The following is a 25,202-nucleotide window of genomic DNA, read 5'->3' on the forward strand; positions in this document are numbered from 1 at the left end:
AAGCAAAAAAGGACCGCTCGCAATGGCAGATGCCAAGACCCTCAACGTGCCCAAAGGAGCGAGCGGGGTATTGGTATTGGCGGACGGCACCTGCGTCTTCGGGCGCGGTTTCGGCGCAGTCGGCGATGCTGTCGGTGAAGTGTGCTTCAACACCGCCATGACCGGCTATCAGGAAGTGATGACCGACCCCAGCTATGCCGGGCAGATCGTGACCTTCACCTTCCCGCATATCGGCAATGTCGGCACCAATCTGGACGATGTGGAAGCGGACACTCCGTTCGCTCTGGGCTGTGTCGTGCGGCAGGACGTGACCGAGCCGAGCAACTTCCGCAACGTGTTACCTTTCGATCAGTGGATGAAGGACAACGGACGCATCGGTATTTCCGGCGTCGATACCCGCGCGTTGACCCGGATGATCCGCGAGAAGGGCGCGCCCAATGCCGTGATCGCGCACGATCCTGAAGGCGCTTTCGACTTGCCCGCGCTGATCGCCAAGGCGCAGGCATGGCCGGGGCTGGAAGGCATGGACCTCGCCATTCAAGTGACGAGCAAGGAAAGCCGCGCATGGGACGGCGGCGAATGGAAGCTGGGCAGCGGATACAGCACCAACGGGGAGGGCAGTGCCAGCCGCCCCCATGTCGTCGCCATAGATTATGGCGCGAAGAACAACATCTTCCGCAATCTCGTAAAGGCCGGTGCGAAGGTCACCGTCTTGCCCGCGACGGCGTCTCTGGATGAAGTGATGGCGCACAATCCCGATGGCGTGTTCCTGTCCAACGGTCCGGGCGATCCCGCCGCGACGGGGCAATATGCCGTGCCGGTGATCGCCAGCCTGCTGGATGCCAACGTGCCGATATTCGGCATTTGTCTGGGGCATCAGTTGCTGGCGCTGGCGGCGGGCGCGAAGACGATGAAGATGCATCAGGGCCATCGCGGTGCGAACCATCCGGTCAAGCGACTGTCCGACGGACTGGTCGAAATCACCAGCATGAACCACGGCTTTGCGGTCGACACCGACACGTTGCCCGCCAATGTTAAGCCGACACATGTATCCTTGTTCGACGGCAGCAATTGCGGGCTGGAACTGACCGACAAGCGCGCGTTCAGCGTGCAATATCACCCCGAAGCCTCACCGGGGCCGCAGGACAGCTTCTACCTGTTCGAGCGGTTCGTGGCAGGCCTCCAGAGCCAGGGCGCGGACGCATGAGCATCAAACTGCCCAAGGTCGATCCTGCGCGGCTGGAAGAGGAATGGGAAGCGGACAAGGACGTCCTCGCCAACCTCGCCGCCAATGGCGACAAGGCAAAGACCCCGCGCGCCGTGGACGTCAGCTTCCGGGGCAGCGAAAAGGACCTGGAGCGCCTTGCCGAAGCCGCCAGCCAGTTCGGTTTCGTCGAACTGGACCGCGAGGAAGGCGAGGATGATGGCGAGCCTTATCTGTTCCTGGAATGCGAACAGGCCGTCGACGAGGAATCGATCCGCGCACTGACCCGCAAATGCCTCCAGATCGAGATCATGTTCGACGTGGAATATGACGGCTGGGGCTGCGAAGCGCAGACGGGGGCGATGCATTGATTATTCCCACTATTTTATCTGCGGTCATGTTCATCCAGGCCGCCGCGACATCGGCTCCCCAATCTCCTGATTCAGTTAAAGTGACAAAGATTTCTGAAGCTGTTGAGATTTGTCATCTATCCGCAGCAGTCGGTCGCTGGGAGCAGAAAGACGAAAATACGATCGCACTTTGGATAGACCAGGCGGACTTGATTCCCGGATCAAAGCTCGATGCGCCATTAAAGCAGTGCTTCTTTCCTTGGGCTTATGATCGAAATGTCAAAGTCGAATTTAACTTGAACTCGAGTGGCGGACAATAATGCCCAAACGCACCGACATATCCTCAATCCTCATCATTGGCGCAGGCCCGATCATTATCGGACAAGCGTGCGAGTTCGATTATTCGGGGACGCAGGCGTGCAAGGCGCTGAAGGAGGAGGGGTACCGGATCATTCTGGTGAACTCCAACCCGGCGACGATCATGACCGACCCGGACATGGCGGACGCGACCTATATCGAGCCGATCACGCCGGAAATCGTCGCCAAGATCATCGAGAAGGAGCGGCCAGACGCGGTGCTGCCGACGATGGGCGGACAGACGGCGCTGAACACGGCGCTGGCGCTGTGGAATGACGGCACGCTGGAGAAATATAGCTGCCAGATGATCGGCGCCGATGCCGAAGCCATCGACAAGGCGGAGGACCGCATCAAATTCCGCGACGCGATGGACAAGATCGGGCTGGAAAGCGCCCGCTCGCGCATCGCCCATACGGTCGAGGAAGCGCTGGAAGGCCTGGAGTTCACCGGCCTGCCGGCGATCATCCGTCCCAGCTTCACGATGGGCGGCACGGGCGGCGGCATAGCCTATAATCGCGAGGAATTCGTCGCGATCGTGACCGGCGGGCTGGACGCTTCGCCGACGACCGAAGTGCTGATCGAGGAATCGCTGCTCGGCTGGAAAGAATATGAGATGGAGGTCGTCCGCGACAAGGCGGACAATTGCATCATCATCTGCTCCATCGAGAATATCGACCCGATGGGCGTCCACACCGGCGACAGCATCACCGTCGCCCCGGCGCTGACGCTGACGGACAAGGAATATCAGATCATGCGCAACGCGAGTATCGCGGTGCTGCGTGAAATCGGCGTAGAAACAGGTGGTTCGAACGTACAGTTCGCAGTCAATCCGAAGGACGGGCGGCTTGTCGTTATCGAGATGAACCCGCGCGTGTCGCGCTCATCGGCTTTGGCATCGAAGGCGACGGGGTTCCCGATTGCCAAGGTCGCAGCGAAGCTGGCCGTCGGTTACACGCTCGACGAAATCACCAACGACATCACCGGTGCGACGCCGGCGTCGTTCGAGCCAACCATCGACTATGTCGTGACCAAGATCCCGCGCTTCGCGTTCGAGAAGTTCAAGGGCGCAGCGCCGCTGCTCGGCACCGCGATGAAGTCTGTGGGCGAAGTGATGGCTATTGGCCGCTCGATCCATGAGTCGCTGCAGAAAGCCCTGCGCGGTCTGGAAACGGGCCTGAGCGGGTTCAACATCGTCGATCATCTGGTCGGCGCGCCCAAAGACGATATCGTCGCGGCGCTGTCTCAGCCGACGCCTGACCGCCTGCTGGTCGCGGCGCAGGCGTTGCGCGAAGGGCTGACCGTCGCGGAAATACACGCCATCGCCAAATATGATCCGTGGTTCCTGGAGCGGATCAAGGAAATCATCGATGCCGAGCAGGAAGTTCTCGACAACGGCCTGCCGCAGGATGCCGATTCCATGCGTCGGCTTAAGGCGATGGGCTTTTCCGATAAGCGGCTGGCATGGCTGGCGCTCAAGTCCGCCAATCTGCGCCCCGGCATGTCGCGCGCGGTGGCTGGCGGGTCGGGTTTGATCCGCGAAGCCGTCGTCGCGATGACCGGCGGGATCACCGAGGCCGAAGTGCGCGCCCTGCGGCACAAACTGGGTGTGCGCCCAGTCTTCAAACGCATCGATACCTGCGCCGCGGAGTTCGAAGCGAAGACGCCGTACATGTATTCGACTTACGAAGCGCCCAGCTTTGGCGAGCCTGAAAATGAGGCGATGCCGAGCGAGCGTAAGAAGGTCGTGATCCTTGGCGGCGGTCCCAACCGGATCGGGCAGGGGATCGAGTTCGATTATTGCTGCTGCCATGCCTGCTTCGCGCTGGAAGAGGCGGGCTATGAGACGATCATGGTCAACTGCAATCCGGAAACGGTTTCCACCGATTACGACACGTCGGACCGCCTCTATTTCGAGCCGCTGACCGCAGAGGACGTTCTAGAAATCCTCGACGTCGAGCGTTCCAATGGAAAGCTCGTCGGCGTGATCGTGCAGTTCGGTGGGCAGACCCCGCTTAAGCTGGCACAGGCGCTGGAAGACGCGGGCATCCCGATTTTGGGCACATCGCCCGACGCCATCGACTTGGCCGAAGATCGCGAGCGTTTTGCCGCGCTGATCGACAAGTTGAAGTTGAAGCAGCCTGCAAACGGGATCGCGCGCAGCCGGGAAGAAGCCATCGCGGTGGCAAATCGCATCGGGTATCCGGTGCTGATGCGCCCCAGCTACGTCTTGGGCGGTCGGGCGATGGAAATCGTCGACGGTCAGGCGCAGCTTGAGGAGTATATTACGACCGCCGTGAAGGTGTCGGGCGACTCTCCGGTCCTCATCGACCAGTATCTGCGCGATGCCATCGAAGTCGATGTCGATGCGCTGTGCGATGGCGAGGATGTCGTCGTGGCGGGTGTGCTTCAGCATATCGAGGAAGCGGGCGTCCATTCCGGCGATAGCGCCTGTTCGCTGCCGCCATACAGCCTGTCTGCGGAGATCATTGCCGAGATCGACCGTCAGGCCGACGTGTTGGCAAGGGCGCTGTCTGTTCGGGGGCTGATGAACATCCAGTTCGCGGTCAAGGATGGCGACGTCTACCTCATCGAAGTCAACCCTCGCGCCAGCCGGACGGTGCCATTCGTCGCCAAGGCCATCGGCACACCCATCGCCAAGATTGCGGCGCGCGTGATGGCCGGCGAAATGCTGCGCGACTTGCCGCAGATCGATCGCCACAAGATCAATTACGTCGCCGTGAAGGAAGCGGTTTTTCCCTTCGCGCGCTTCCCCGGTGTCGATCCCATCCTCTCGCCGGAGATGAAGTCGACCGGCGAAGTCATGGGCATCGATGGTGATTTCGCGACGGCCTTTGCCAAGGCGCAAATGGGGGCGGGGACAATGCTCCCGACTTCGGGCACCGTGTTCATTTCCGTCAAGGACAGCGACAAGGCCGTCATCCTGCCCGCCGCGCGCAAGATTGTGGCGCAGGGCTTTGCCATCATAGCGACCGGGGGAACCGCCCGCTTCCTTGAGGAAAATGGCATTCCTGTCGAAACAGCCAATAAGGTTGCGCAGGGACGTCCGCATATCGTCGACCGCATTACCGATGGCGGCGTGGATTTGATCTTCAATACGACCGAAGGGTGGCAGTCGCTAAAGGACAGTCAGTCGATCCGGGCTTGTGCACTCAAACAAAGGATTCCGAGTTTTACGACGGCTGCGGCCAGCGTGGCGGCTGTCGATGCGATTGAGGCTTTACTGGCCCGTCCCCTTGAAGTTCGGTCCTTGCAATCCTATTATTCCGGGTCGCTGACCTGAATCCCTGCACTTCAGTAAAGCTGCTGACGGCCCGTCGCACGGAGGGGCCGCCAAAGGGAATATTTGACAAAGGAACGTAGATGGCGACCGCCGAAAAGATGCCGATGCTGATGATCGGCTACGAAAAGCTGACGGCGCAGTTGAAGGAACTGAAAGCCGAGCGTCCGTTGATCGTCGATGCGATCGAGGAAGCGCGTGCCCATGGCGACCTTTCTGAAAATGCCGAATATCACGCAGCCAAGGAACGGCAGGGCCAGGTTGAGGCGACAATCGCCGATCTGGAAGACAAGCTTTCGCGCGCGCAGATCATCGACCCCACGACTTTGTCGGGCGACAAGATCGTGTTCGGCGCGACGGTCACGCTGATGGATGAAGACGATAAGCCGGTGACCTATCAGATCGTGGGTCAGGCGGAAGCTGACGCCAAGTCGGGCATGATTTCGTACAACAGCCCGCTGGGTCGTGCGTTGATCGGACGGCAAAAGGGCGATGAGGTCGAAGTGACCGTGCCCGCTGGCGAAAAATTCTATCTGGTCGATAAGATCGCGTTCGTTTGAACCAGCGGGCTAATCTGATCGTGCCGGGTGCAGGGTCGTGAAGCTCCCGTCAGGCCGGATGACGAACTGGCTGGCAGTCGTTACGGTTGGCCTGTTCGTCCTGACCTGGGGGTTGGGGCAGATCGACTATGCCGCGATCGTGGGTGGCTTCATTCCGGCCCGGATTACTAATTCGGGTGCGTTCGCGCATGCATTGGGGCCGGTATATGTTCCGGCGTTTCTGACCCCGGTTACCGCTACGTTGGTCCACGGCGGATGGATGCATATTGGCTTCAATATGTTGATGCTGATGTTTTGCGGCCGGTATGTGGAGCATGTGCTCGGCTCCAAGCTGCTATTGCTGCTGTATATTTTAGGGGCGTACGCTGCGGCGGCTGCGGAATGGGCGCTCAATCCGACCGGCATGGCCCCGATGGTAGGTGCCAGCGGAGCTATCTCGGCTCTGCTGGGAACATATGCGCTGATGTACAGCCATCAGAAGGTGCGCGCCATCGGGCCATTCTCGGCCAATGTAGTGCGTATAGCCTGGCTGGCGGCAGGGTGGACGATCATCCAGTTGATGATCGCCTTGGCCACTTCCGGCAGCGGGGGGACGGAACTGGGCCAGATAGCGGTTGGCGCTCATATCGGCGGATTTATTGCCGGTCTCGTCCTGACCCGACCGATCCTGCATCTGCGTTTTCGCAAGGGACCGATCGGGTTGAACAAACGATAGCTGTTTACTTTGGCTGATCGGGTTCCAGCAACCGATGCAAGTGCACCACGACATACTTCATTTCAGCATCGTCCACGGTACGCTGCGCAGCCGCTCTCCACGCATTTTCTGCACTGGCGTAATCAGGATACACGCCCACCAGATCGATGGCGCTCAAATCTTCAAATTCTAGGGTCTGCGGGTCTTTGACACGACCGCCCATAACCAGATGCATCTTGCTCAATGGCTTTATCCTTGCTTCCCGGGAGAAGACCATGCCGGTAGCAGCCAGCACATGATTTTCCAAGTGCAGCGACCATAAGAAAGGCCGGGTTCACGAGAAACCCGGCCTTGCTAGTCGCGGAATTCGCTCAAAAAAGCGCCTTACTTGCGCAGCTTCTCGGCTGCCTTGCTGGCTGCGGTGAGCGCATCTTTGGCGCGAGAGACGGCGGCATCCGCCACATCGGCTACCTTCGAACCGGCGTGACTGATTGCAGACCGGGTCTCCGATGCGGCACTGCTGGCCGTTGCACGGGCATCATCGGCACGATGTTCGATCACTTCCAGAGCATCATGCGCTGCCTTGTTCACATGAGAACCCATAGCCGCCAGCGCGCCGGGGGCGGAGCGCAAAAGCGCGCGACCTTTTGGAAAGATCACGGCGACGAGGGCGCCTGCTACGGCCGCGGCTGCAGTGGCCGCAATGGGATGCTCCTGTACGAAGGTGTTTGCCCGATCGGCGGCGTGATACGACTTGTCGCGCGCATCGCTGTAAAGCACTGCGGCCTTTTCTTTCGACCGGGCCAGTATTTCGCTGGCTACGTCGCGTGCTTCTTTAAACTTGTCGGAAGCGACTTCGGCGGTGTCCGCCGCATAGCCACGTGCTCGATCGAGCTTCTCGTTAATATCGCTCTTCATCAGAGATCTCCGGTTGAGGCTGTGTTGTTGCGGGATGTGCTGGTACGAAACTCTGGTCGGTCGCTCCGGCGTCGTCGGTGGCACCGGAACGGCGCCCTTTGGCCCAAATAATCAGGGCCCAAAGAGGACGCCGAAAGACAAAAGCAAATAAGCCGACGCCTGCAACGGTTGTTGCAATCGGATGCTCCCGGACGGTGCGTTTGGTTTTGTCTACTGCACTATTTGTTGCGTTTTTGATGCCTGCCTTGGCATCGGACTTCAGGCGCGCGGGGCTGACCCGAAGCCGCGCGATACCGACATTTTCCAAAAACCGCGCCTTTTTGGCATCGGCAAGAGCGGCTACGTCGCGATAGTCCATGCGATCATTCACGACTTCAGTGCCTCTTTTGTTTTCCCAACGCGAGATTTGGCACCAAGGGCCAACAGGATTGCAACGATCAGCGCTCCGCCCACCACTGCCGCCGTTGCACCGATAGGTGACAGCATGGGCGAAAGAGCGATGATCAAGCCAACGAGCAAGGAGACGGTCGAAGCGAAGACGAGGATGATGGCAAGACCCAGAAGAATGGCAACATCCCGTGCCGCTGAACCAATGACACCTGCCTTGAAACGCTGTCGATTGACTTCAGCCTGGGCATAATCCTTGCCGCTATCTACAAGCCTTGCGAATACGACACCGATTGAGTCATCGGTTTCCGAAGGCTGCGATACCCATTCATTCTCCGCATGGGATGACAAATCTTCCGGCGTAATCTCGACGGTCATAATTTCATTCGCACAGTTTTGCTCCGTCGGATTGCAACCAACCCGCTACGTTCAAGCTTTATCGGAAGAATCCGAACCCTTGGCCAAACGCATCAGCACGAAGCCGACAACCGCTGCTGCACCGATGGCCACTGCCGGGCTTTTACGCACGAAATCGCGCGCGTCTCCGACCAGTTGATCGACGTCCTTTTCATCAAGCGATTTCGCCGCACCGGCCACCGCTTCGGCGGCGTAGCGGGCATAATCGCCATATTGTGGACCCAATTTCGCATCGACCGTGCTGGCGGTATCGGAAATCAGTTTAGACAGGTTCTGCATTGCCGAACCGGTCTTTTCCTTGGCCGCGTCAGCGGCGGTGCGCGCCGTCTTGGTCGCCTGATCTTTCAACTGTTCGCCATGCGCCTTCCAGTCGACATTTTCCGTAGCTTTGACCGCCGCCGCCTTGACGGAAGCGGCACTCGCCTTCACGGTTTCCTTCACGCCTTTCTTGCCTGCGGTCCGACTTTCGACGTCGGCAGCAACCTTGCGGGCAGTGGTCTTGGCGTCTGCGGCGATCTTCGTTGCCGCGCCGTCAATCTCTGCTGCTGTGTTGGATGCGGTCCGCTTGGCAGAGGTGGTGACATCGTTGCCGTTCAGGGGGTTCAGCGGATCAGCCATGCTCAATTCCTTTTGCGTATTGCGCCACGCACCTTGGGGTGCATCTTCGCTCGTTCAATGCTTACCATCGGTAACGGTTCCGTAAGTGTTACCACATTCAACATCCCGCGCCATTATCATATCGCTTTCGTTACGAATATCTCGGGCTGATATGTGTTTATCGGGCCATCCTCGATTGCCAATATTGGTCATGCTGGCTAAGCGAAGCGCCAGAAGCGGACTTTATCCTCAGGGGACACTTAATGACTGCCATTCTCGATATCCATGCGCGACAGATCCTCGATAGCCGGGGCAATCCCACGATGGAAGTTGACGTGATGCTGGAGGATGGCAGCTTCGGCCGGGCCGCAGTCCCGTCAGGCGCGTCCACCGGTGCCTACGAAGCCGTCGAAAAGCGGGATGGCGACAAGAGCAAGTATCTAGGTAAAGGCGTCCTGCAAGCAATCGAAGCCGTGAACACGGAAATCGCCGAAACGCTGGTGGGGATCGACGCGGAAGATCAGGGCGAAGTCGATGCGGCCATGATTGCGCTGGACGGCACGGAAAACAAATCCCGCCTCGGCGCCAACGCTATTCTGGGCGTAAGCCTTGCTACGGCCAAGGCTGCTGCCGACGCACGCGGTTTGCCGCTGTACCGCTATGTAGGCGGCGTGTCGGCGCATGTCCTGCCGGTTCCCATGATGAACATCATCAATGGCGGCGAACATGCCGACAATCCGATAGATTTTCAGGAATTCATGATCATGCCGGTGGGTGCGGAAAATCTGGCTGACGCTGTGCGTATCGGCGCAGAAATTTTCCATACGCTGAAAAAAGGCCTGCATGACAAGGGGCTGGCGACTGCAGTAGGCGACGAAGGAGGCTTCGCGCCTAACCTCGCCTCGACCACCGATGCGCTGGATTTCATCATGGCGAGCATCGAAAAGGCAGGCTACACGCCCGGCGACGATGTCGTATTGGCGCTGGACTGTGCCGCGACCGAATTCTTCAAGAACGGCAAATACGAAATGGTTGGCGAAGGCAAGTCGCTCACGCCCGACGAGATGGCTGCCTATCTTGCCGACCTTTGCGCGCGGTACCCGATCAAGTCGATCGAGGACGGGATGAGCGAAGATGACTTTGACGGTTGGAAGGCCATCACCGATCTGGTCGGCGATAAGGTCCAACTGGTCGGTGACGACCTGTTCGTGACCAATCCCAAGCGCTTGTCGATGGGTATCGAAAAGGGGTTGGCCAATTCGCTTCTGGTGAAGGTCAACCAGATCGGCACCCTGACCGAGACACTCGCTGCCGTCTCGATGGCGCAACGCGCAGGTTATACAGCGGTCATGTCGCACCGCTCGGGTGAAACCGAAGATGCGACGATCGCCGACCTCGCCGTCGCCACGAACTGCGGTCAGATCAAGACCGGTTCGCTGGCGCGCTCGGACCGGTTGGCCAAGTACAACCAGTTGATCCGCATTGAGGAAGAACTGGGTGACGTTGCGGTTTTTGCCGGTCGCTCCATTTTCCATTGATCCCGCCGTCCTGCCGATCCGATCCATTTCATGGCTTCGAATGGGGATCGGCAGGTTTTTTTCGTCAATATTGTTCGGTTGATCGCGGATTAACTATTTTTCCGTTGCAAGCGCGAATCGACTGTGATTCAAAAGCCTATGGTTCATATCGCGAAGTTACGAATGCTGCTGTTATCGGCGATGGGACCTGCCTTCGCGATACTGCTGCTTTTGTTGTTCGCTGGCTATGCGGTCTTCGGATCGAGCGGTATCCTTGCCTGGGGCGATTATTCGCGTCAGTTGCATGATAGTCGTGCCGAATTGGCGATGGTGAAGATCGAGCGGGATCGCTTGAAGAATCGCGTGCACCTTCTCGATCCGCGCCGCGCCGATCCCGACATCGTCGATGAATTGGTCCGCAAGGAACTCAATGTCGGACATCCCGACGAAGTTATCGTGCCACTTAAGTAACTCTTGTAACCAGCCGGCTCGAAATAGCGGTCGCTGAAGCATTTTCCCATAGCTTCTACCCTGTTGGGCAAGGTGTGGGCGTTGCATTATGGCTGGGACTGGCTCTATATCGCATCCTCACTCCCCCCGGAACGACAAAGAAGGGTTCCTCCTTTGGCAAAATCAGTTTCGCCGCGCGCAGCATCCGCTAAAGCGCCGGCATCCGCATCTGCCCCTGCTCCCGCAGATCACAATCGTGAACGCCCTGACGCGCCTTCGGACTATAAGGCGAGCAAGGAAGAGCTTCTTGAATTCTATCGCCAGATGGTCCTCATCCGCCGCTTTGAGGAAAAGGCAGGGCAGCTTTACGGCTTGGGCCTGATCGGTGGTTTTTGCCATTTGTATATCGGGCAGGAAGCGGTGGCCGTTGGCATCCAGTCTGCGTTGACGCCCGGCAAGGATAGCGTGATCACGGGCTATCGCGACCATGGGCATATGCTGGCCTATGGCATCGATCCCAACGTCATCATGGCGGAATTGACGGGCCGCGGTGCGGGCATTTCGCACGGCAAGGGCGGTTCGATGCACATGTTCAGCGTCGAGCATAAATTCTACGGCGGGCATGGCATTGTCGGCGCTCAGGTGTCGCTTGGCGCAGGGTTGGGCTTTGCCCACAAATATAATGACGACGGGGGCGTATGCGTCGCCTATTTCGGGGACGGTGCATCCAACCAGGGGCAAGTCTACGAAAGCTTCAACATGGCTGAGCTGTGGAAGCTGCCGATCATCTTCGTGATCGAGAATAACCAGTACGCTATGGGTACGTCGGTCAACCGCTCATCGGCCGAAGATCAGCTATACCGCCGAGGCGAAAGCTTCCGCATTCCCGGTATTCAGGTCAACGGCATGGACGTTCTCGCGGTACGCGGAGCGACTGAAGAGGCGCTTAAGTGGGTGCAGGCCGGAAAAGGCCCGATCCTGCTTGAAATGAAGACGTATCGCTATCGCGGCCACTCCATGTCCGACCCTGCAAAATATCGTTCGCGCGAAGAAGTGCAGGAAATGCGCGATAAGTCCGACCCGATCGAAGGGGCGAAAGCCTATCTGCTGAAGGCAGGCGTGAGCGAAGACGAGATCAAGAAGATGGATCAGGACATCCGCAAAATCGTTAGCGAGGCAGCGGACTTTGCAGAGTCCTCGCCGGAGCCGGATGCGGCCGAACTGTATACTGACGTGCTGGTGGAGCAATACTGATGGGTATCGAAATCAAGATGCCGGCGCTTTCGCCCACGATGGAAGAAGGCACGCTGTCGAAATGGCTGGTCAAGGAAGGCGACGAAGTGAAGTCGGGGGATATCCTGGCGGAAATCGAGACCGACAAGGCCACGATGGAATTTGAAGCGGTCGACGAAGGCAAGATCGGCAAGATCATGATTGCCGAAGGCACCGACGGCGTGAAAGTCGGCACGGTCATCGCGACGATGGCTGGTGAGGACGGCGCGGAAGAAGCGCCCGCGAAAGCTGCTCCAGTGGCGGAGAAGCCCGCTGCTAATGCCGAAGCTGAGGCGCCGAAGAAAGCCGAGTCCGGCACGGCCAAGCTCGCCACCGAGGCGAAGGCACTGGTGTCCGATCCCGCCATTCCCGAAGGCACGGAATATGTGAAGATCACCGTCCGCGAAGCACTGCGCGATGCGATGGCCGAGGAAATGCGGTCCGATGATCGCGTCTTCGTGATGGGTGAAGAAGTCGCCGAATATCAGGGCGCTTACAAGGTGACGCAGGGATTGCTGGCCGAATTCGGCCCGCGTCGCGTGATCGATACGCCGATCACCGAATATGGCTTTGCAGGTGTCGGCACAGGCGCAGCGATGGGCGGCTTGCGCCCGGTCATCGAGTTCATGACGTTCAACTTCGCGATGCAGGCGATTGACCACATCATCAACTCAGCGGCCAAGACCAATTACATGTCCGGCGGCCAGATGCGTTGCCCGATTGTGTTCCGTGGCCCCAATGGTGCGGCAAGCCGCGTCGGCGCACAGCATAGCCAGAACTATGCGCCCTGGTACGCCAGCGTGCCTGGCCTGATCGTCATTGCGCCCTATGACGCTGCCGATGCCAAGGGACTGCTCAAGGCTGCGATCCGTTGTGCTGACCCGGTCGTGTTCCTTGAGAATGAACTGCTCTATGGCCGTACCTTCGACATTCCCAAAATCGACGATTATGTCCTTCCGATCGGTAAGGCGCGGATCGTCCGCGAAGGGAAGGACGTGACACTGGTCAGCTACTCCATCGGCGTAGGCCTTGCGCTGGAAGCGGCGGAGACGCTGGCAGGCGAAGGTATCGACGCCGAAGTGATCGACTTGCGGACCCTGCGTCCGCTCGACACCGCAACGGTGCTGGAGAGCCTGAAGAAAACCAACCGTATCGTTGTGGTTGAGGAAGGCTGGCCGACCTGCTCCATCGCATCGGAAATTGCTGCTGTGGTGATGGAACAGGGCTTCGACGATCTGGACGCGCCTGTCCTGCGTGTCACCAACGAAGACGTGCCATTGCCCTATGCTGCAAATCTGGAAAAGGCCGCCCTGATCGACGCCTCGCGCGTAGTCGTTGCGGCGAAAAAGGTGTGTTACCGGTAAGTATGTTTGCGGGGGAAGCTGATCGCTTTCCCCGCGAACCTAGCATGATGAAATGGTGGCATTTTCAGTATTGTAAATGCCCACGCCATTTGCCGGTCCCACCATATCCCGCGTGTCGCGGACCGTCATTGCCCCGAATTCGATAATTTCCGGTTTCGGGATAAACGCCTGAGCGATGAGCGGACGGTAGGTATAGGATAGCTGCACGACCATGACTGCGCCATCGGCCGGGGCTTTAATGGTCTGCGTTCCAGAAACGAACCCGGTCAAGTTGGTCTGTCCCTGCGTATAGCTGCCGACATATGCCGTCTTCGCGCCGCGGCATCGTTTCCAACGGATTTTATAGCGATCGGTCGTGTTGGGATTGGCAACAGGCTCCAGACTATACAAGATCACGCGCCCATTCGTGTAGAGGTTCATCGCGCCGCCCTGCAGTCCCGCGCCCGTCAGCAAATCGTTAATCTGGGTCTCGCTTATTTGCCTGGCGGACAACAGCGAACCGGACCCAATGCGAGAGGCATTGTCGGCCACTTGCAGACTGATCTGGCTCAAGCGCATCTTTGTCGTGATGAAATTAGCAAGCTCTACGCCACCCATGGTGAAGGCAATAAAGAACGGCAGGCACAGGGCAAATTCCACCATAGCCATGCCGCTGCGATCCGTTTTTAAACGGAGGAGCTCAGCGGCAAGTTGGTGCCTATGCTGCGCCGCTATCATGGGCAGTTCCTCACGGTGGCTGCGGCATATTGCGACTGTTCGCCATAAGGTTGGTTGGCCAGAACGGTGGTGGCGAGCAATTCTACATTCGGGTTCAAACCGGCGAGGTTGTACATCGGGAACATGCGGGGATAGCGCACGGCCGCGGTGTAGATAACGGTGTCCCGGGCGCCGCCTTGTCCGTCATCGCCCCCGTCCGCATCGCGAACGGAGTTGTTGTTTGTGTCCTGATATGGCTCCCCGGCGTTGCATAGTGTGTCGCCATTCGTATCGGTGAAGGGCTCGCCGACCGCTTGGGCCGCCTTGGTAAAGTCCTTGTAATAGCGCCGGGTGATGGTGACATTGGCACCCTTGGCGAGGTACTTCACCTGGGACGATACAATCGTGTCGATCTCCGCCTGGCGCGCGGTTTCCGTACCCGTTTCCAGCGTGGCGTCGCGGCCTGCCTTTTGCAGCACGCCTTGAAGGATGCTCTTCATGTAAACCGAATGGCTCATATCGAATGCGCCAAGCAAAAGCATGAGGAACACCGGAGCGATGAGCGCAAACTCAACCGCTGACATGCCCCGCTGATCCTGGGATAACCAGTGGAGGGAGGTGCGCCGCGCCATCAGTTCGTCAACCTGAGTTGCGAAATATTGTCCGCAATCTGGCGGAACTGATCGATCAACTGGGCGCTGTTTGCAGCGTTATAGAACCGCCCCGTAGACGCGCAGTTCTGCAAGCGCGTTTGCGCCGCGTTGCTGACGCCGCTCCCGAATGAGATAACCCAAAGGGTGATGTTCATGTTCCTGATCGCGGTGCACAGCGCTTGCGTTCGGGCGTTGACGTTATTGGTCAACAACGTGTCGCTTGGCGCATTCGCCGGATTTGTCTGACGACGGTCCCACCAAGGGACGCCATGCGGAGTTATATTTTTATTATTGGTCACCGTGTCGCCATCGGTCATGAAGATCAGATGGCGCTGGATCTCTCCGCCTTCTGGCGTGGTTGCGTTGTCGGCAGCAAAAAGGCCAGTGGGCGAGAGTAGCCGAGCGCCCCATATAAGGCCGATATCATGATAGGTGTTGCCGCCGGGAACCATACTATCGACGTAATTGTCAAAATCCGTGGATGTCGGGTATTCTTGGAGGCGTCGTGCTGCCGCTGCAGGGCAGTTATAAGAATAGTTCCGCGAAAGGTCACTGGTAGTATCTACGTTGGCATACGAGTCGTTGCCGCCGTGGGTTCGTCCCCATACGACTTCATCTAGCATGGGCTTCCATCGTGTGGCGTCGTTCCCAGTCGGCACCATGTCGATATCCATGTCGAAAGCCGACGCGGGAATAGGCGTGTAGTCGTTAGATGGGTCGTTATCGATAACGTAAGGTTGCCGCTCTTCTATGCATCCATCCCAGTTGGCATTGGCGTAAATCCCGCGCGTCCCCCACGGCAAGCTAACGGCATTTGACCAGGTCGTTCCGCCGGTCTTCAGCGCCGAGACGTCAAGTTCTACGGGGCGATAGGTGTAGTAATCGAAAAAGCTATACGTGCGTGTTTGGGTGAACGGCCCTTGGGCACGTTCAATCACACATTGGCCATTGCTTTTGCTATAGCTTTTGACCCTATAGTACCATCCATTCATTGGCGCTGTAACATTAAAGTCGACCAGCGTATCTGATGTGAATGCGTCGCTACGGCCAGTAAATTTGAGGTTAAACCTGTCGCTCTCTGGCGCGGTATCTGTACCGGAAACCATAGAGTTGGCTCGTGCTGTACAAAGTGCGCTGCTAGAATCGTAATATGTTCCGACCGTTGAATAGGTTCCTGACACTGCGGTATTCGACGTAGCAACAATGCTTGGGGTGGCTTTCAGAACCGGTACGCGCGACTGATAGGTGTGGCGGTCCACCATCCAGTCATTCTCTAGAAGACGACCGACCTTGACGTTTACGGCATACGGTACGAACCCAAAACGGAGTTGCACGTCGCTGCCGTTCGCTGTGGAAGGAGTCGATCCGCAGTCCTGGTCCGTATCAACCTTGGCCAATGCTTCGTAAAAGCACTTCACGGCGGCGCGCAAGCCGACGATTTTCGAATTAGGTCCGCTATTGCATTCGTATCCCTCGGGGCATGAACTCATCGAACCTGTATTATCCAGCACGAACATCACATCGGAATTTGGGATGCGCATTTCAGCCTGACAGGTGATGTTCAGCACTTTGCTCTGCCGCCCAAAGACCTTCATGATCGCCATCGGCACCGTTACGGATGTCGTACCTGTGACCGTGCCGGCATTTTCGGCAAATGATCGGGTGCGGCTGGTGGTGCCATAAGCCCCGTTTACGAAATTGGCGTCGAACATGGCGAGGGCTGCAGTGTTCGGGGCGCTGCTGTTTTGCGTCCACGATCCGCCGCCCATCGCCTTTCGTCCCGCCAGCGCGCCAGCGTCGCAGGCTTGCTGCAAGCGTGATTTTGCGAGGTAGATGCGGCTCATGTCGATGCCACCGCCGATCAGGCCCAGCAGAGGGAGCATGCCCGCCGCAACGAGTGCCAAAGTGTTGCCGCGAACATCCTTACGCAAACGGCCTAGAAAACCGATTGAATTGCCCACCCAATTGCTCATAAATCGTCCATGCCCAACAGGCCCGGATCCCCACCGGGTTTGATTCCAATATGTGCCATGCGCTTGCGCTGGTTAGGATCGATACAATCGACATGGTTAATGAGCCGCTAAGCATCGCGCCGCTCCCGCGCCTTCTGGCGAGCTATGCGGGACGCGAGGCGGCGCGGCATCGTTTGGTGTGGGCTTATGACGCGCGGCTGGCCGATGTGGTGCGCACCACGCGGGAGCCGATGGTGGGCCAGATGCGGCTGACCTGGTGGCATGAGGTTTTGAGCGACGATAGCGGCACAAAGGGGCGGGGCGATCCGCTGGTGGACGCCTTGCGTGCCGATCCGGGCCTCTCGGCCATGCGGGATGCCTTATTGGCGATGATCAACGGGTGGGAGATGTTGCTCGATCCGTTGCCACTGGATGAGGATGCCTTGCGCAGCTTTGCCGATGGGCGTGGCGGCGGACTGTTTCGGGCGCTGGATCACAGTGCCGATCCAAAGGCTGGCGCGCTTTGGGCCTTGTGGGACTTGTCCGGCCATATCGGCGATGCCACGACGACGCAGCGGGCGGTGGCACTGGCGCAGAGCTATCTGCCCGTGCCGTCCCGTGGACAAAAGGCGGTCAAGCTGGCGACGGGTTTGGCGCGGCATGATATTGCGCTTGGACACACCGGGCCGCAGGCGTTGACGCCACGGCTATATCTGCGTTTGCTGCGGATGGCGGCTTTGGGGCGATAGGGGGCAGGGCGATGGGACGGTATCTGGCGGGCATTGCAGCAGGCTTGTTGCTGACGGCAGCGGCCTTGTTCTGGTGGCAAAGCAAGACGCAGGCGGCGGCGGAAGCGACGCCCCGGCCCATGCCTGTCGCTGCCGTAGTGGACGACACATTGCCGGAAGGCGATGACAATGCCTTCGGTGCGGCCCCGCCCATGCCCGCCAGCGCGTCACCAGCCAGTCGCGAGCAGCGGCGCTTTGCCCGTTACGATCGCAATCGCGATGGCATCATAACGCGACCCGAAATGCTCTCCAGCCGGACAAAGGCGTTCAAGGCCCTCGATTCCGATGGCAATAATCTGCTGTCGTTCGAGGAGTGGGCAGCGGCGACCGGTGATCGGTTCGCAGCGGCGGATGCGAACAAGGATGGCAAGGTTACGCCGCCGGAGTTCGCGGCCACTGCGCCAAAACCCAAGCCGAAACCCGCCTGCCGCTGTTAGGCGGGTTGCAGCGTCGGTAGCGCGGCGATCCATGACGAGAGCGCTTCACGGGCGCGTGAGGTCATGGCTTCCTTGCGCTGTTTCTTCTTGGTGTCGTTCATGGGCGGAAAGAGGCCGAAGTTGACGTTCATCGGCTGATAGCTGTCCGCGTCCGCGCCGCCAGTGATGTGGCCGAGCAATGCGCCAAGGGCAGTCTCCGCAGGCGGGACAGGCATCGGTCGACCAGTGATCTCAGATGCCGCAAACAGGCCCGCGAGCAAGCCGACGGCGCTGCTCTCGACATAACCTTCGCAGCCGGTGATCTGTCCGGCGAAGCGCACATGCGGCGCGGCCTTCAGGCGCAATTGCGGGTCGAGCAGCTTGGGGCTCTGGATGAAGGTGTTGCGGTGCAGGCCGCCGAGCCGCGCGAACTCTGCGTTCTGCAGGCCGGGGATAGTGCGCAGCAACTCCACCTGCGCGCCATGCTTCATCTTGGTCTGGAAGCCGACCATGTTCCATAGCGTACCGAGCGCATTGTCCTGTCGCAACTGGACGACAGCATAGGGCCAGCGCCCGGTGCGCGGATCGTCCAGCCCTTTGCCCTTCATGGGGCCGTAGCGCAGAGTCTCCGGGCCGCGTTCCGCCATCACTTCGATGGGCATGCAGCCTTCGAAATAGGGCGTGTCCTTTTCCCAATCCTTGAAGTCGGTCTTTTCGGCGTCGATCAGTCCCTGGACGAAGGTCAGATACTGGTCCTTGTCCATCGGGCAGTTGATGTAGTCGCGGCCATCCCATTCGGGATTGTCGGGATCGACGGTGCCCTTGTCCCAGCGGCTTGCCATCCAGCAGATGTCCATGTCGATGCTGTCGCGATAGACGATGGGGGCGATGGCGTCGAAGAAGGCGAGCGCGTCCATGCCGGTGGCGGCACCGATGCTCTTGGCCAGCGTCATCGCGGTCAGCGGGCCGGTGGCGACGATGGTGAGGCCGTCGGTGGGGAGCGTGTCGATGCGTTCGCGGACGATCTCCACATTGGGATGGGCGAGCAGGGCGCGGGTCACGCCATCGGAGAAGGCATCACGGTCAACGGCGAGGGCGGAGCCTGCGGGGACTTTCGCCTTGTCGGCTTCGGACAGGATCAGCGAGCCGAGTGTCCGCATTTCCTGATGCAGCAGGCCAACGGCATTCTTGTCCGGATCGTCGGAGCGGAAGCTGTTCGAGCAGACCATTTCGGCGAGTCCGTCGGTCTGGTGCGCGGGGGTGGTGTCGCCGCTGCCGCGCATCTCCGACAGGCGGACCTTGATCCCCGCCTGCGCCAGTTGCCAGGCGGCTTCCGATCCGGCGAGACCGCCGCCGATGATGTGGACCTGATGCGACATAGTGGTTCTAACTTCTCTATCATCGCCCATATGAAGATAGGCGGGGCTTAGCGGTGTTGGAAATGTAGGACGCCGCCAAATGTTGGATCGGCGTTCAGAAACCCGCAGGAAACTGATGTTTGCCTTCGCTGTCGAGGCGCAGGACGACATGTTTCGTCACCGCGCCCAGCGGCAACGGGCAGTAAAGGTGCGGGAAAAGCTGACCGCCGCGCGATTCCTCCCATTTCACCTGCTCGCCCAGCGGCACCAGATCGACCATGACGAGCACGAGATTGTCCTGCCCCGCAAAATGCTTGGCCGCTGTCTCTGCGGCCTGTTCCTGCGTCGACATGTGGATGTAGCCATCCTCCAGATCGACAGGCGCACCCGCGAAATGGCCATCGCTGCGCAGAGCAGCGAATTGCTCGGTGGTCAGGATCTTGTAGGCGAAAAGATCGGGCATCCGCCCTACTTACGGAAAATGCCGTGCAATTCAACCGGCAGGGGCGGTTCGTCGCGATTGGCTACCTCTTTGATGGCGCTGCTCTGCTCGTCGGGATCGAAGCGAGTCCAGCCGGTGCGGCCCAGACGTTCGAGCGGGCGATAGCGGACTTTATATTCCATCCGCTGCGATCCGGCGACCCAATAGCCAAGATAGACATAGGGAAGCCCGGCGCGGTGCGCGCGCAGGATGTGATCCATGATGATGAAATTGCCCAGGCTGGGGCGCGTTTCCAGCGACGGATCGAAGAAGCTGTAGATCATCGACAAACCGTCGGCCTGTCGGTCGGTCAGGCATGCGCCCACGAGCCGACCGGGGCGACCGTCGATACCCGGTTCGCGATATTCGATGACATGGCTGTCGACGGGCGTCTGCTCGACCATGTCGGCATAGTCCATCTCGTCCATCTCCGCCATGCCGCCACCGGGGTGACGCGACTGGAGGTAATGCTGGAGAAGGCTATATTGTTCTTCTGTCGACCAGGGCTTGCACGCGGTAACGACCAGATCGTCGTTGCGGCGTAGCAACTTGCGCTGGGTGGCGTTCGGGCGAAACTCCCCGGTAACGACACGCACCGATACGCAGGCGGAGCAATCCGCGCAGCTTGGGCGATAGGCGACATTCTGGCTGCGGCGAAAACCTATGCGACCCAGCGCATCGTTCAGTTCCGACGCATGGTCGCCTGATAGCTCGGTAAAGACTTTCCGCTCATGCTTTCCCGGAAGATAGGGGCATGGGCTGGGGTTCGTTACGAAGAAGCGGGGGAAGCGAAATGGGGCGCTCACTGCATCCACCGTCCTGTGTTGGCGTGCCATCCGGCGACGCAGTTGAATCGTTAAGATTCTTATGACGTGCGTCGGCGCGGATTAAAAGCCTGTTTACTACGAAAGAGCGGAGGAAGCGGTAAGATGCGACAGACCGCATCCCTAACGTGTCGACCAAAGATGGTTAAACCGGCTTCCAATGCCACAGATCGCGCTGACGGCCCCAGCGCAGCATCGTGTCGCGGTCGATTTCCAGCGACCATTGCCAATGGCCAGCCTCTTCGATCAGGAAGGTGGCAATGGCGTCGATCGTTTCGCGGTTTTCCGCGATCAGGTCACGCGCGTCGTCCGGCCCGCCAAATGTCTGCCGCAGGAGATCGAGTGCATCCCCGCGGACAAGCATCGGCAAGGCACGACCCTGCGTCTCGAACATCGTATACGTATCTGCGCAACCCATTGCCGCCGCGATATGCGGATCGACGGGGCAATGACAACGCAAATCGTAAAACCGTCGGTTAACCGTGCCTTTTCCGGTGACGATTTGCGTTTGCGCATTGGGTGAGCGCCGCGCGCCGCCCGAGGCTTGCTCCGTTACGCCCACTGTTCCCCCGCGAAAGCGGGGGCCCAGGGTAACAAAGCATTGCGGTTAGACCCTGGACCCCTGCTTTCGCAGGGGAGCAGTGGGTGCATGTCCTAAGGAAATACGCGCTAAAGGATTTTGTTGCGCCGCATACCGGATAACTAGCAGGCGCACTTCGCCTTGCTGCGCGCTGTCTTGCGCCAGTGCCGAACGGGGCGACGCACGGTCACGTAGGACACGGTTTCCGTATAGGTCGGCTGCGACGGCTGGATGGTGATGGTCGTCACCGTTGGCGCGGGATAATAATAGCCGTTGGCGAAATAGCCGCCATTTGCCTGATTCCAGTGCGGCGGGGTGTAAGCGCCTTCCACATCCCCTTCGAACCGGCCCCGATATTCGCCCGTGTAGGTCGATCCGTCTTCGCGGGTCCAGGTGCCGGTCCAGTGGCCGTCATAGGCACCCGCATAGGTCGCGCCGCGATGGGGCGGTGGCTTGCCACGGCGATGAGGGGGCGGTGGGCCGCGATCCGGCCCATGGTCTATGCGGTCAACCCGGTCAAAGTCGCGTTCATCCTCCCAGCGACCCTTGTCGGCCATGCGCGGGTGATCTTCGGCCTTGTCGATGGCCAGACCGGCGGCAGCGCCAGCGGCAGCACCGACCAGCGTGCCGACGGTGCGATTGCCGCGACCGGCGATCACATTGCCCGCAACGCCGCCTGCAACCGCGCCGATGGCTGCGCCACCGATGCCGGTGTCGCGACGCTCTGCGTAGCGCGGCTGATCGGGTTCATAGCCGCCTTCGTAATTCTCCCACCGAACATCGCTGCGGCTGTCATACACGCGGCCATAAGCGTCGGTCATGACGGCATCGTCGTAATAGCGCGACCAGCCATAACCCTGCGGCGGGGTGGGCAGGCCGTAAGTCGCATAGTTGCCGATGTAGAAGCGGGGCTGAATCCAGTAACGCGGAAGGGCATAGCCGCGCACGGGGCGGCGATAGGCAGTGTAGCCACCGGGCGCTTGCACGCCGCCATGCCAGCGTCCGTCGATGCGCTGGCCCCAACGCGGTGCGGTGCGCACGACAGCGGTGGTGCCGGGGCTGGTCTTCACGATGGTAGTTCCTGCGGTCTGCGCAATGGCAGGGGTTGCCGTAGCGGCCATCGCTGCAAGGGCTGGAATCACAAAGGTCCGCATCGTTAACACTCCCTGTCGCGCCGGGCAGGTATTTTTACCCGGACGCAGCGTATAATTAACGCGGAATTTAGCATCGCGAGCCCTGCTTTTCCAAGCGCGAAGGCGTGTGGGAGTGTATCGAAACGATGCAAATGCGCGTTCGGAATTAGCGCGGCGGCGGCGCTTTCTTTCGCAAGATGGTTAACCCGTCAGGCGATGCGCGACGCAATCAGGGCAACCAGCACATCGAGACCCGCCACATCGTCCGAGTCGAAACGCGCGGGAATCGGGCTGTCGAGATCGAGCACGGCGATGACGCGATTGTCGTGGATGACGGGCACGACCACTTCGGATCGCGATGCCGCGTCGCAGGCGATGTGGCCGGGGAAGGCGTGGACATCCTCCACACATTGCGTCTCGCGCGTGGCGGCGGCGGTGCCGCACACACCTTTGCCCAGCGCGATGCGGATGCAGGCGGCTTTCCCCTGAAATGGGCCGAGGACAAGTTCATCGCCGATCATGCGGTAAAAGCCCGCCCAATTGAGATCGGGGAGATATTGCCAGATCAGCGCCGACAGATTGGCCATGTTGGCGATGGCGTCCGGCTCGTCGCGAGTCAGCGCGTCGGCTGCGGAGAGGAGATCGGCATAGAGCGCCGCTTTGTCGGTGGTGCTGGGGGTTTTGAGATCGAACATGGGGGGAATGTAGGGAGCGGGGTGGGGTTCGTCCATCTTCTCCCACAATCGTTATTCCCGCCTTCGCGGGAATGACAGGAGGGAGCTTAATCGAAAGACACCTTTCCCCGCCCCGCCTTCACTGCGGATCGTTTCGTTTTCCCATCTACCCGGCGCGTCTGCGAAGCTCTCGTAGGCCGCGTCGGACGGCGCTTTTTGGGAACGATCGTCGCTTCCGCGATAAGGCTTATCAGTCTTGTGCGAACTTCTTCCCGGTTCAAAAGCTGCGAGCGCGACCCTTCGCTTCGCAGGATCAGAATGCCGCTCTGCGTCATGCGCGACCCCGCCAAAGCGACGAGACGGTTTTTGACCGCATCGGGAAGGTTGGGGGAGTTGGCGACGTCGAAACGCAACAACACCGCGCTGTCAGTGGTGTTCACATGCTGACCGCCAGCGCCGCTCGACCGGGTGTAGCTCTCTATCAGCTCATCGCTATCTATCGATATGGAGCGGGTGATAGCTATGGCGACCATGCTGCTCGTCAGTCAGGCAGCATGTCGGGCGTGAAGCCTGCTTCGATGAAGTGCGGGGGCAGGGGCGCGGTGGCTTCGACGGGCGGTTTGCCTGCGCGGGCGATGGACAGGAACCGGCTGTGCAGCAGCATCGCGCCATCGTCCGGCGTGCCATAGATCGGATCGCCGACAATGCCGAAGCCGATGCCGTGCAGCGCGTGGACGCGGATCTGATGCGTGCGGCCCGTCGTCGGCGCAAAGCCGATGAGCGCGCGGCCTTCGTGGGTGGCGATCAGGGTCCAGCGGGTGAGCGCGGCCTTGCCCTTTGCGTCGGGGACCATGCGCCAGCCTTCTTCGGCGCTGCTGATCTTCTTGAGCGGCAGGTCGATTTCGCCGCTCGTCTCGGTGGGCACGCCTTCGAGGACGGCGAGATAGGTTTTTGCGACCTGGCCATTCTCGAACGCCTGCCCGAAGCGTTTGTGTGCCTTTGGGTTGCGGGCGAGCAGCAGGCAGCCGGAGGTGTCGCGGTCGAGCCGGTGGACGGCCAGCGGCCAGCGCTGAAACCCGAACTTGAGGGAGTCCAGATGGTTTTCGAGGCTGAGCGAGCCGTCGCGCGGGGGATCGACCGGCAGGCCCGCAGGCTTGTCGAGGATGATCGCTTCGCCATCGATGAAGAGGACGCGGTCGGCAAGCAGGGTCACAACGGGTTCCGATGGTCAGGAGTAAGGGGAATTGACGTAAAGTTGCGTTCCTATAGGCATTTGGCATGAGCGGGGGAAGAGCAGCAGCGTCGGCGCCGAAATCGGGCGAACGGCTGGAGTGGATCGACGCGGCCAAGGGGCTGGGGATCCTGGCCGTAGTCGTGGGTCATGTGTGGACGCGCGGGGCGGTGCGCGACGCCGTCTATGCGTTTCACATGCCGTTGTTTTTTCTGGTGTCGGGCTATCTGTTCCGGCCCAAGCCAACGGTTGCGTTCGTCCGCGCGCAGATGGCGACGCAGGGTTTGAGCTATGTGCTGTGGCTGGCGTTGCTGGTTGCGGCGGATGTGCTGATCGAAGGCGCGCGGGGGCATCGGCCGATTTTCCATGACTGGCCGGGCGATGTCGGGCGGATCGCCTTTGGCGGGTCGGAACTGCGCGGGCCGTTTACGGTGTTCTGGTTCGTGCCGTGCCTGATCGTCGCGCGGATCGTCTGCAATGCGATCGGGATGCGCTGGGGCGATCCGCGAAGCTGGGCGTGGGTCGCGATTGCGCTGTGCAGTGCCGCGTTCGCCTATGGCGTGGGCGCAATGACGGATGTGTCGCCGCTGGGCGTGCTGACCGTGCCGATGGCGCTGGTGCTGCTGTGGGCGGGATGGCTGTGGCGGGGCGTCGCATGGCAACCGTGGATGTGGGCGCTGCTGCTGCCGATTGGTGCGGGTGTGCTGACATTCGGGCCGCCGCTCAATATGAAGGCGGGGGATTATGGCTGGCCGGTGGCGTCGATCATTGGCGCGGCGGCGATTTCGTTCGTGATCTTTCGCATTGCACGCTGGCCGGTGCTGGGGTCAGCGCCGGTGCGCTGGCTGGGCGCGGCGTCACTGACGGTCATGTATCTGCATGTGCCGCTGGTGCATTATCTCTCGCCCTATTTTGGCAAGGGGGTGCTGCTGGCGATTGCCGTGATCGTCCCGGTTGCCACGCATTATCTGCTGGATAGCAACAAGGTCACGGCGCGGCTGCTCCTCGGGAAGTAGAACAGCCGCGCCGCT

The 25,202-nt window shown here is 60.0% G+C and carries 29 protein-coding genes; 13 read left to right on the plus strand and 16 right to left on the minus strand.

Annotated features, from left to right (window positions below; translation table 11 throughout):
• Positions 1-22 precede the first annotated feature (22 nt).
• From carA to QMG56_RS17460, 6 genes are all read left to right on the plus strand, one after another.
• A complete protein-coding gene (gene carA, locus QMG56_RS17435) occupies positions 23-1,207 on the plus strand; it encodes a glutamine-hydrolyzing carbamoyl-phosphate synthase small subunit (protein WP_281823680.1) in 1,185 nt (394 codons plus the stop codon).
• The gene (locus tag QMG56_RS17440) at positions 1,204-1,575 is read left to right on the plus strand and encodes a ribonuclease E inhibitor RraB (RefSeq protein WP_230187601.1); all 372 of its coding nucleotides are present in this window, start codon (positions 1,204-1,206) and stop codon (positions 1,573-1,575) included. Before carA ends, QMG56_RS17440 begins: the two co-directional genes overlap by 4 nt.
• On the plus strand, positions 1,572-1,874 hold the full coding sequence (locus QMG56_RS17445; RefSeq protein ID WP_281823683.1) for a hypothetical protein: 303 nt from the start codon (positions 1,572-1,574) through the stop codon (positions 1,872-1,874). Before QMG56_RS17440 ends, QMG56_RS17445 begins: the two co-directional genes overlap by 4 nt.
• Positions 1,874-5,212 carry a carbamoyl-phosphate synthase large subunit gene (gene carB / locus QMG56_RS17450; RefSeq protein WP_281823684.1) on the plus strand — a complete coding sequence of 1,113 codons (3,339 nt, stop codon included), beginning with the start codon at positions 1,874-1,876 and terminating at the stop codon, positions 5,210-5,212. Before QMG56_RS17445 ends, carB begins: the two co-directional genes overlap by 1 nt.
• An 80-nt stretch (positions 5,213-5,292) precedes the next feature.
• Positions 5,293-5,769, plus strand: coding sequence for a transcription elongation factor GreA (greA, locus tag QMG56_RS17455; RefSeq protein WP_230187604.1), 477 nt, complete (start codon positions 5,293-5,295; stop codon positions 5,767-5,769).
• A 37-nt stretch (positions 5,770-5,806) separates the two neighbouring features.
• On the plus strand, positions 5,807-6,484 hold the full coding sequence (locus QMG56_RS17460; protein ID WP_281823685.1) for a rhomboid family intramembrane serine protease: 678 nt from the start codon (positions 5,807-5,809) through the stop codon (positions 6,482-6,484).
• Positions 6,485-6,488: 4 nt separating this feature from the next.
• Here QMG56_RS17460 and QMG56_RS17465 read toward each other — a convergent pair whose 3' ends face one another.
• From QMG56_RS17465 to QMG56_RS17485, 5 genes are all read right to left on the minus strand, one after another.
• Complete coding sequence (locus QMG56_RS17465; protein ID WP_230187781.1) at positions 6,489-6,707, minus strand: DUF4170 domain-containing protein; 219 nt, start codon at positions 6,705-6,707, stop codon at positions 6,489-6,491.
• Positions 6,708-6,847: 140 nt separating this feature from the next.
• Positions 6,848-7,381 carry a hypothetical protein gene (locus QMG56_RS17470; protein ID WP_281823687.1) on the minus strand — a complete coding sequence of 178 codons (534 nt, stop codon included), beginning with the start codon at positions 7,379-7,381 and terminating at the stop codon, positions 6,848-6,850.
• A complete protein-coding gene (locus tag QMG56_RS17475; protein ID WP_281823688.1) occupies positions 7,365-7,751 on the minus strand; it encodes a hypothetical protein in 387 nt (128 codons plus the stop codon). The genes QMG56_RS17470 and QMG56_RS17475 overlap by 17 nt, the downstream gene beginning before the upstream one ends.
• Entirely contained in the window at positions 7,748-8,146 is a 399-nt protein-coding gene (locus QMG56_RS17480) for a phage holin family protein (RefSeq protein WP_281823690.1), read from the minus strand. The genes QMG56_RS17475 and QMG56_RS17480 overlap by 4 nt, the downstream gene beginning before the upstream one ends.
• 51 nt (positions 8,147-8,197) lie before the next feature.
• Positions 8,198-8,803 carry a hypothetical protein gene (locus QMG56_RS17485; protein WP_281823692.1) on the minus strand — a complete coding sequence of 202 codons (606 nt, stop codon included), beginning with the start codon at positions 8,801-8,803 and terminating at the stop codon, positions 8,198-8,200.
• Positions 8,804-9,045: 242 nt separating this feature from the next.
• Here QMG56_RS17485 and eno point away from each other — a divergent pair, with 242 nt between their 5' ends.
• From eno to QMG56_RS17505, 4 genes are all read left to right on the plus strand, one after another.
• Positions 9,046-10,320 carry a phosphopyruvate hydratase gene (gene eno, locus QMG56_RS17490; RefSeq protein ID WP_281823694.1) on the plus strand — a complete coding sequence of 425 codons (1,275 nt, stop codon included), beginning with the start codon at positions 9,046-9,048 and terminating at the stop codon, positions 10,318-10,320.
• Between the two features lie 138 nt (positions 10,321-10,458).
• Complete coding sequence (locus QMG56_RS17495; RefSeq protein WP_230187611.1) at positions 10,459-10,770, plus strand: septum formation initiator family protein; 312 nt, start codon at positions 10,459-10,461, stop codon at positions 10,768-10,770.
• 153 nt (positions 10,771-10,923) lie between these two features.
• On the plus strand, positions 10,924-12,003 hold the full coding sequence (gene pdhA / locus QMG56_RS17500) for a pyruvate dehydrogenase (acetyl-transferring) E1 component subunit alpha (protein ID WP_230187612.1): 1,080 nt from the start codon (positions 10,924-10,926) through the stop codon (positions 12,001-12,003).
• Entirely contained in the window at positions 12,003-13,385 is a 1,383-nt protein-coding gene (locus tag QMG56_RS17505) for a pyruvate dehydrogenase complex E1 component subunit beta (protein ID WP_281823698.1), read from the plus strand. Before pdhA ends, QMG56_RS17505 begins: the two co-directional genes overlap by 1 nt.
• A gap of 39 nt (positions 13,386-13,424) precedes the next feature.
• Here QMG56_RS17505 and QMG56_RS17510 read toward each other — a convergent pair whose 3' ends face one another.
• From QMG56_RS17510 to QMG56_RS17520, 3 genes are read right to left on the minus strand one after another with little or no spacing between them, the layout of a single operon-like run.
• Positions 13,425-14,102 carry a TadE/TadG family type IV pilus assembly protein gene (locus QMG56_RS17510; RefSeq protein ID WP_281823700.1) on the minus strand — a complete coding sequence of 226 codons (678 nt, stop codon included), beginning with the start codon at positions 14,100-14,102 and terminating at the stop codon, positions 13,425-13,427.
• The gene (locus tag QMG56_RS17515; protein WP_281823702.1) at positions 14,099-14,665 is read right to left on the minus strand and encodes a TadE/TadG family type IV pilus assembly protein; all 567 of its coding nucleotides are present in this window, start codon (positions 14,663-14,665) and stop codon (positions 14,099-14,101) included. Before QMG56_RS17515 ends, QMG56_RS17510 begins: the two co-directional genes overlap by 4 nt.
• Before the next feature lie 47 nt (positions 14,666-14,712).
• Complete coding sequence (locus tag QMG56_RS17520) at positions 14,713-16,707, minus strand: Tad domain-containing protein (protein WP_281823704.1); 1,995 nt, start codon at positions 16,705-16,707, stop codon at positions 14,713-14,715.
• 92 nt (positions 16,708-16,799) lie between these two features.
• Here QMG56_RS17520 and QMG56_RS17525 point away from each other — a divergent pair, with 92 nt between their 5' ends.
• Positions 16,800-17,435: a hypothetical protein gene (locus tag QMG56_RS17525; protein ID WP_281823706.1), complete on the plus strand. Its 636-nt coding sequence runs from the start codon at positions 16,800-16,802 to the stop codon at positions 17,433-17,435.
• 11 nt (positions 17,436-17,446) lie between these two features.
• Positions 17,447-17,911: an EF-hand domain-containing protein gene (locus tag QMG56_RS17530; RefSeq protein WP_281823707.1), complete on the plus strand. Its 465-nt coding sequence runs from the start codon at positions 17,447-17,449 to the stop codon at positions 17,909-17,911.
• Here the strand turns inward: QMG56_RS17530 and trmFO are convergent.
• The 8 genes from trmFO to QMG56_RS17570 form a co-directional block, all read right to left on the minus strand.
• Positions 17,908-19,269: a methylenetetrahydrofolate--tRNA-(uracil(54)-C(5))-methyltransferase (FADH(2)-oxidizing) TrmFO gene (gene trmFO / locus QMG56_RS17535; protein ID WP_281823708.1), complete on the minus strand. Its 1,362-nt coding sequence runs from the start codon at positions 19,267-19,269 to the stop codon at positions 17,908-17,910. The two genes, QMG56_RS17530 and trmFO, sit on opposite strands and share 4 nt — an antisense overlap.
• 94 nt (positions 19,270-19,363) lie before the next feature.
• The gene (locus tag QMG56_RS17540) at positions 19,364-19,711 is read right to left on the minus strand and encodes a DUF952 domain-containing protein (protein ID WP_281823710.1); all 348 of its coding nucleotides are present in this window, start codon (positions 19,709-19,711) and stop codon (positions 19,364-19,366) included.
• A gap of 5 nt (positions 19,712-19,716) precedes the next feature.
• The gene (locus QMG56_RS17545) at positions 19,717-20,535 is read right to left on the minus strand and encodes an arginyltransferase (protein WP_230187620.1); all 819 of its coding nucleotides are present in this window, start codon (positions 20,533-20,535) and stop codon (positions 19,717-19,719) included.
• Positions 20,536-20,698: 163 nt separating this feature from the next.
• Positions 20,699-21,115, minus strand: coding sequence for a hypothetical protein (locus QMG56_RS17550; RefSeq protein ID WP_281823712.1), 417 nt, complete (start codon positions 21,113-21,115; stop codon positions 20,699-20,701).
• Positions 21,116-21,255: 140 nt separating this feature from the next.
• Positions 21,256-22,287 (minus strand): RcnB family protein, encoded by a 1,032-nt coding sequence (locus QMG56_RS17555; RefSeq protein WP_281823714.1) that lies wholly within the window; start codon positions 22,285-22,287, stop codon positions 21,256-21,258.
• Between the two features lie 188 nt (positions 22,288-22,475).
• A complete protein-coding gene (locus QMG56_RS17560) occupies positions 22,476-22,961 on the minus strand; it encodes a GAF domain-containing protein (protein WP_281823716.1) in 486 nt (161 codons plus the stop codon).
• 86 nt (positions 22,962-23,047) lie between these two features.
• Entirely contained in the window at positions 23,048-23,473 is a 426-nt protein-coding gene (gene arfB / locus QMG56_RS17565) for an alternative ribosome rescue aminoacyl-tRNA hydrolase ArfB (RefSeq protein WP_230187623.1), read from the minus strand.
• Between the two features lie 8 nt (positions 23,474-23,481).
• Complete coding sequence (locus tag QMG56_RS17570; RefSeq protein ID WP_230187624.1) at positions 23,482-24,153, minus strand: RluA family pseudouridine synthase; 672 nt, start codon at positions 24,151-24,153, stop codon at positions 23,482-23,484.
• A gap of 65 nt (positions 24,154-24,218) precedes the next feature.
• On the opposite strand from QMG56_RS17570, the gene QMG56_RS17575 reads away from it, so the two are divergent.
• On the plus strand, positions 24,219-25,187 hold the full coding sequence (locus QMG56_RS17575; protein WP_281823719.1) for an acyltransferase family protein: 969 nt from the start codon (positions 24,219-24,221) through the stop codon (positions 25,185-25,187).
• Positions 25,188-25,202: the final 15 nt, after the last annotated feature.

It is taken from the genome of Sphingobium sp. BS19 (assembly GCF_027925545.1).
Taxonomy (GTDB): Bacteria; Pseudomonadota; Alphaproteobacteria; order Sphingomonadales; family Sphingomonadaceae; genus Sphingobium.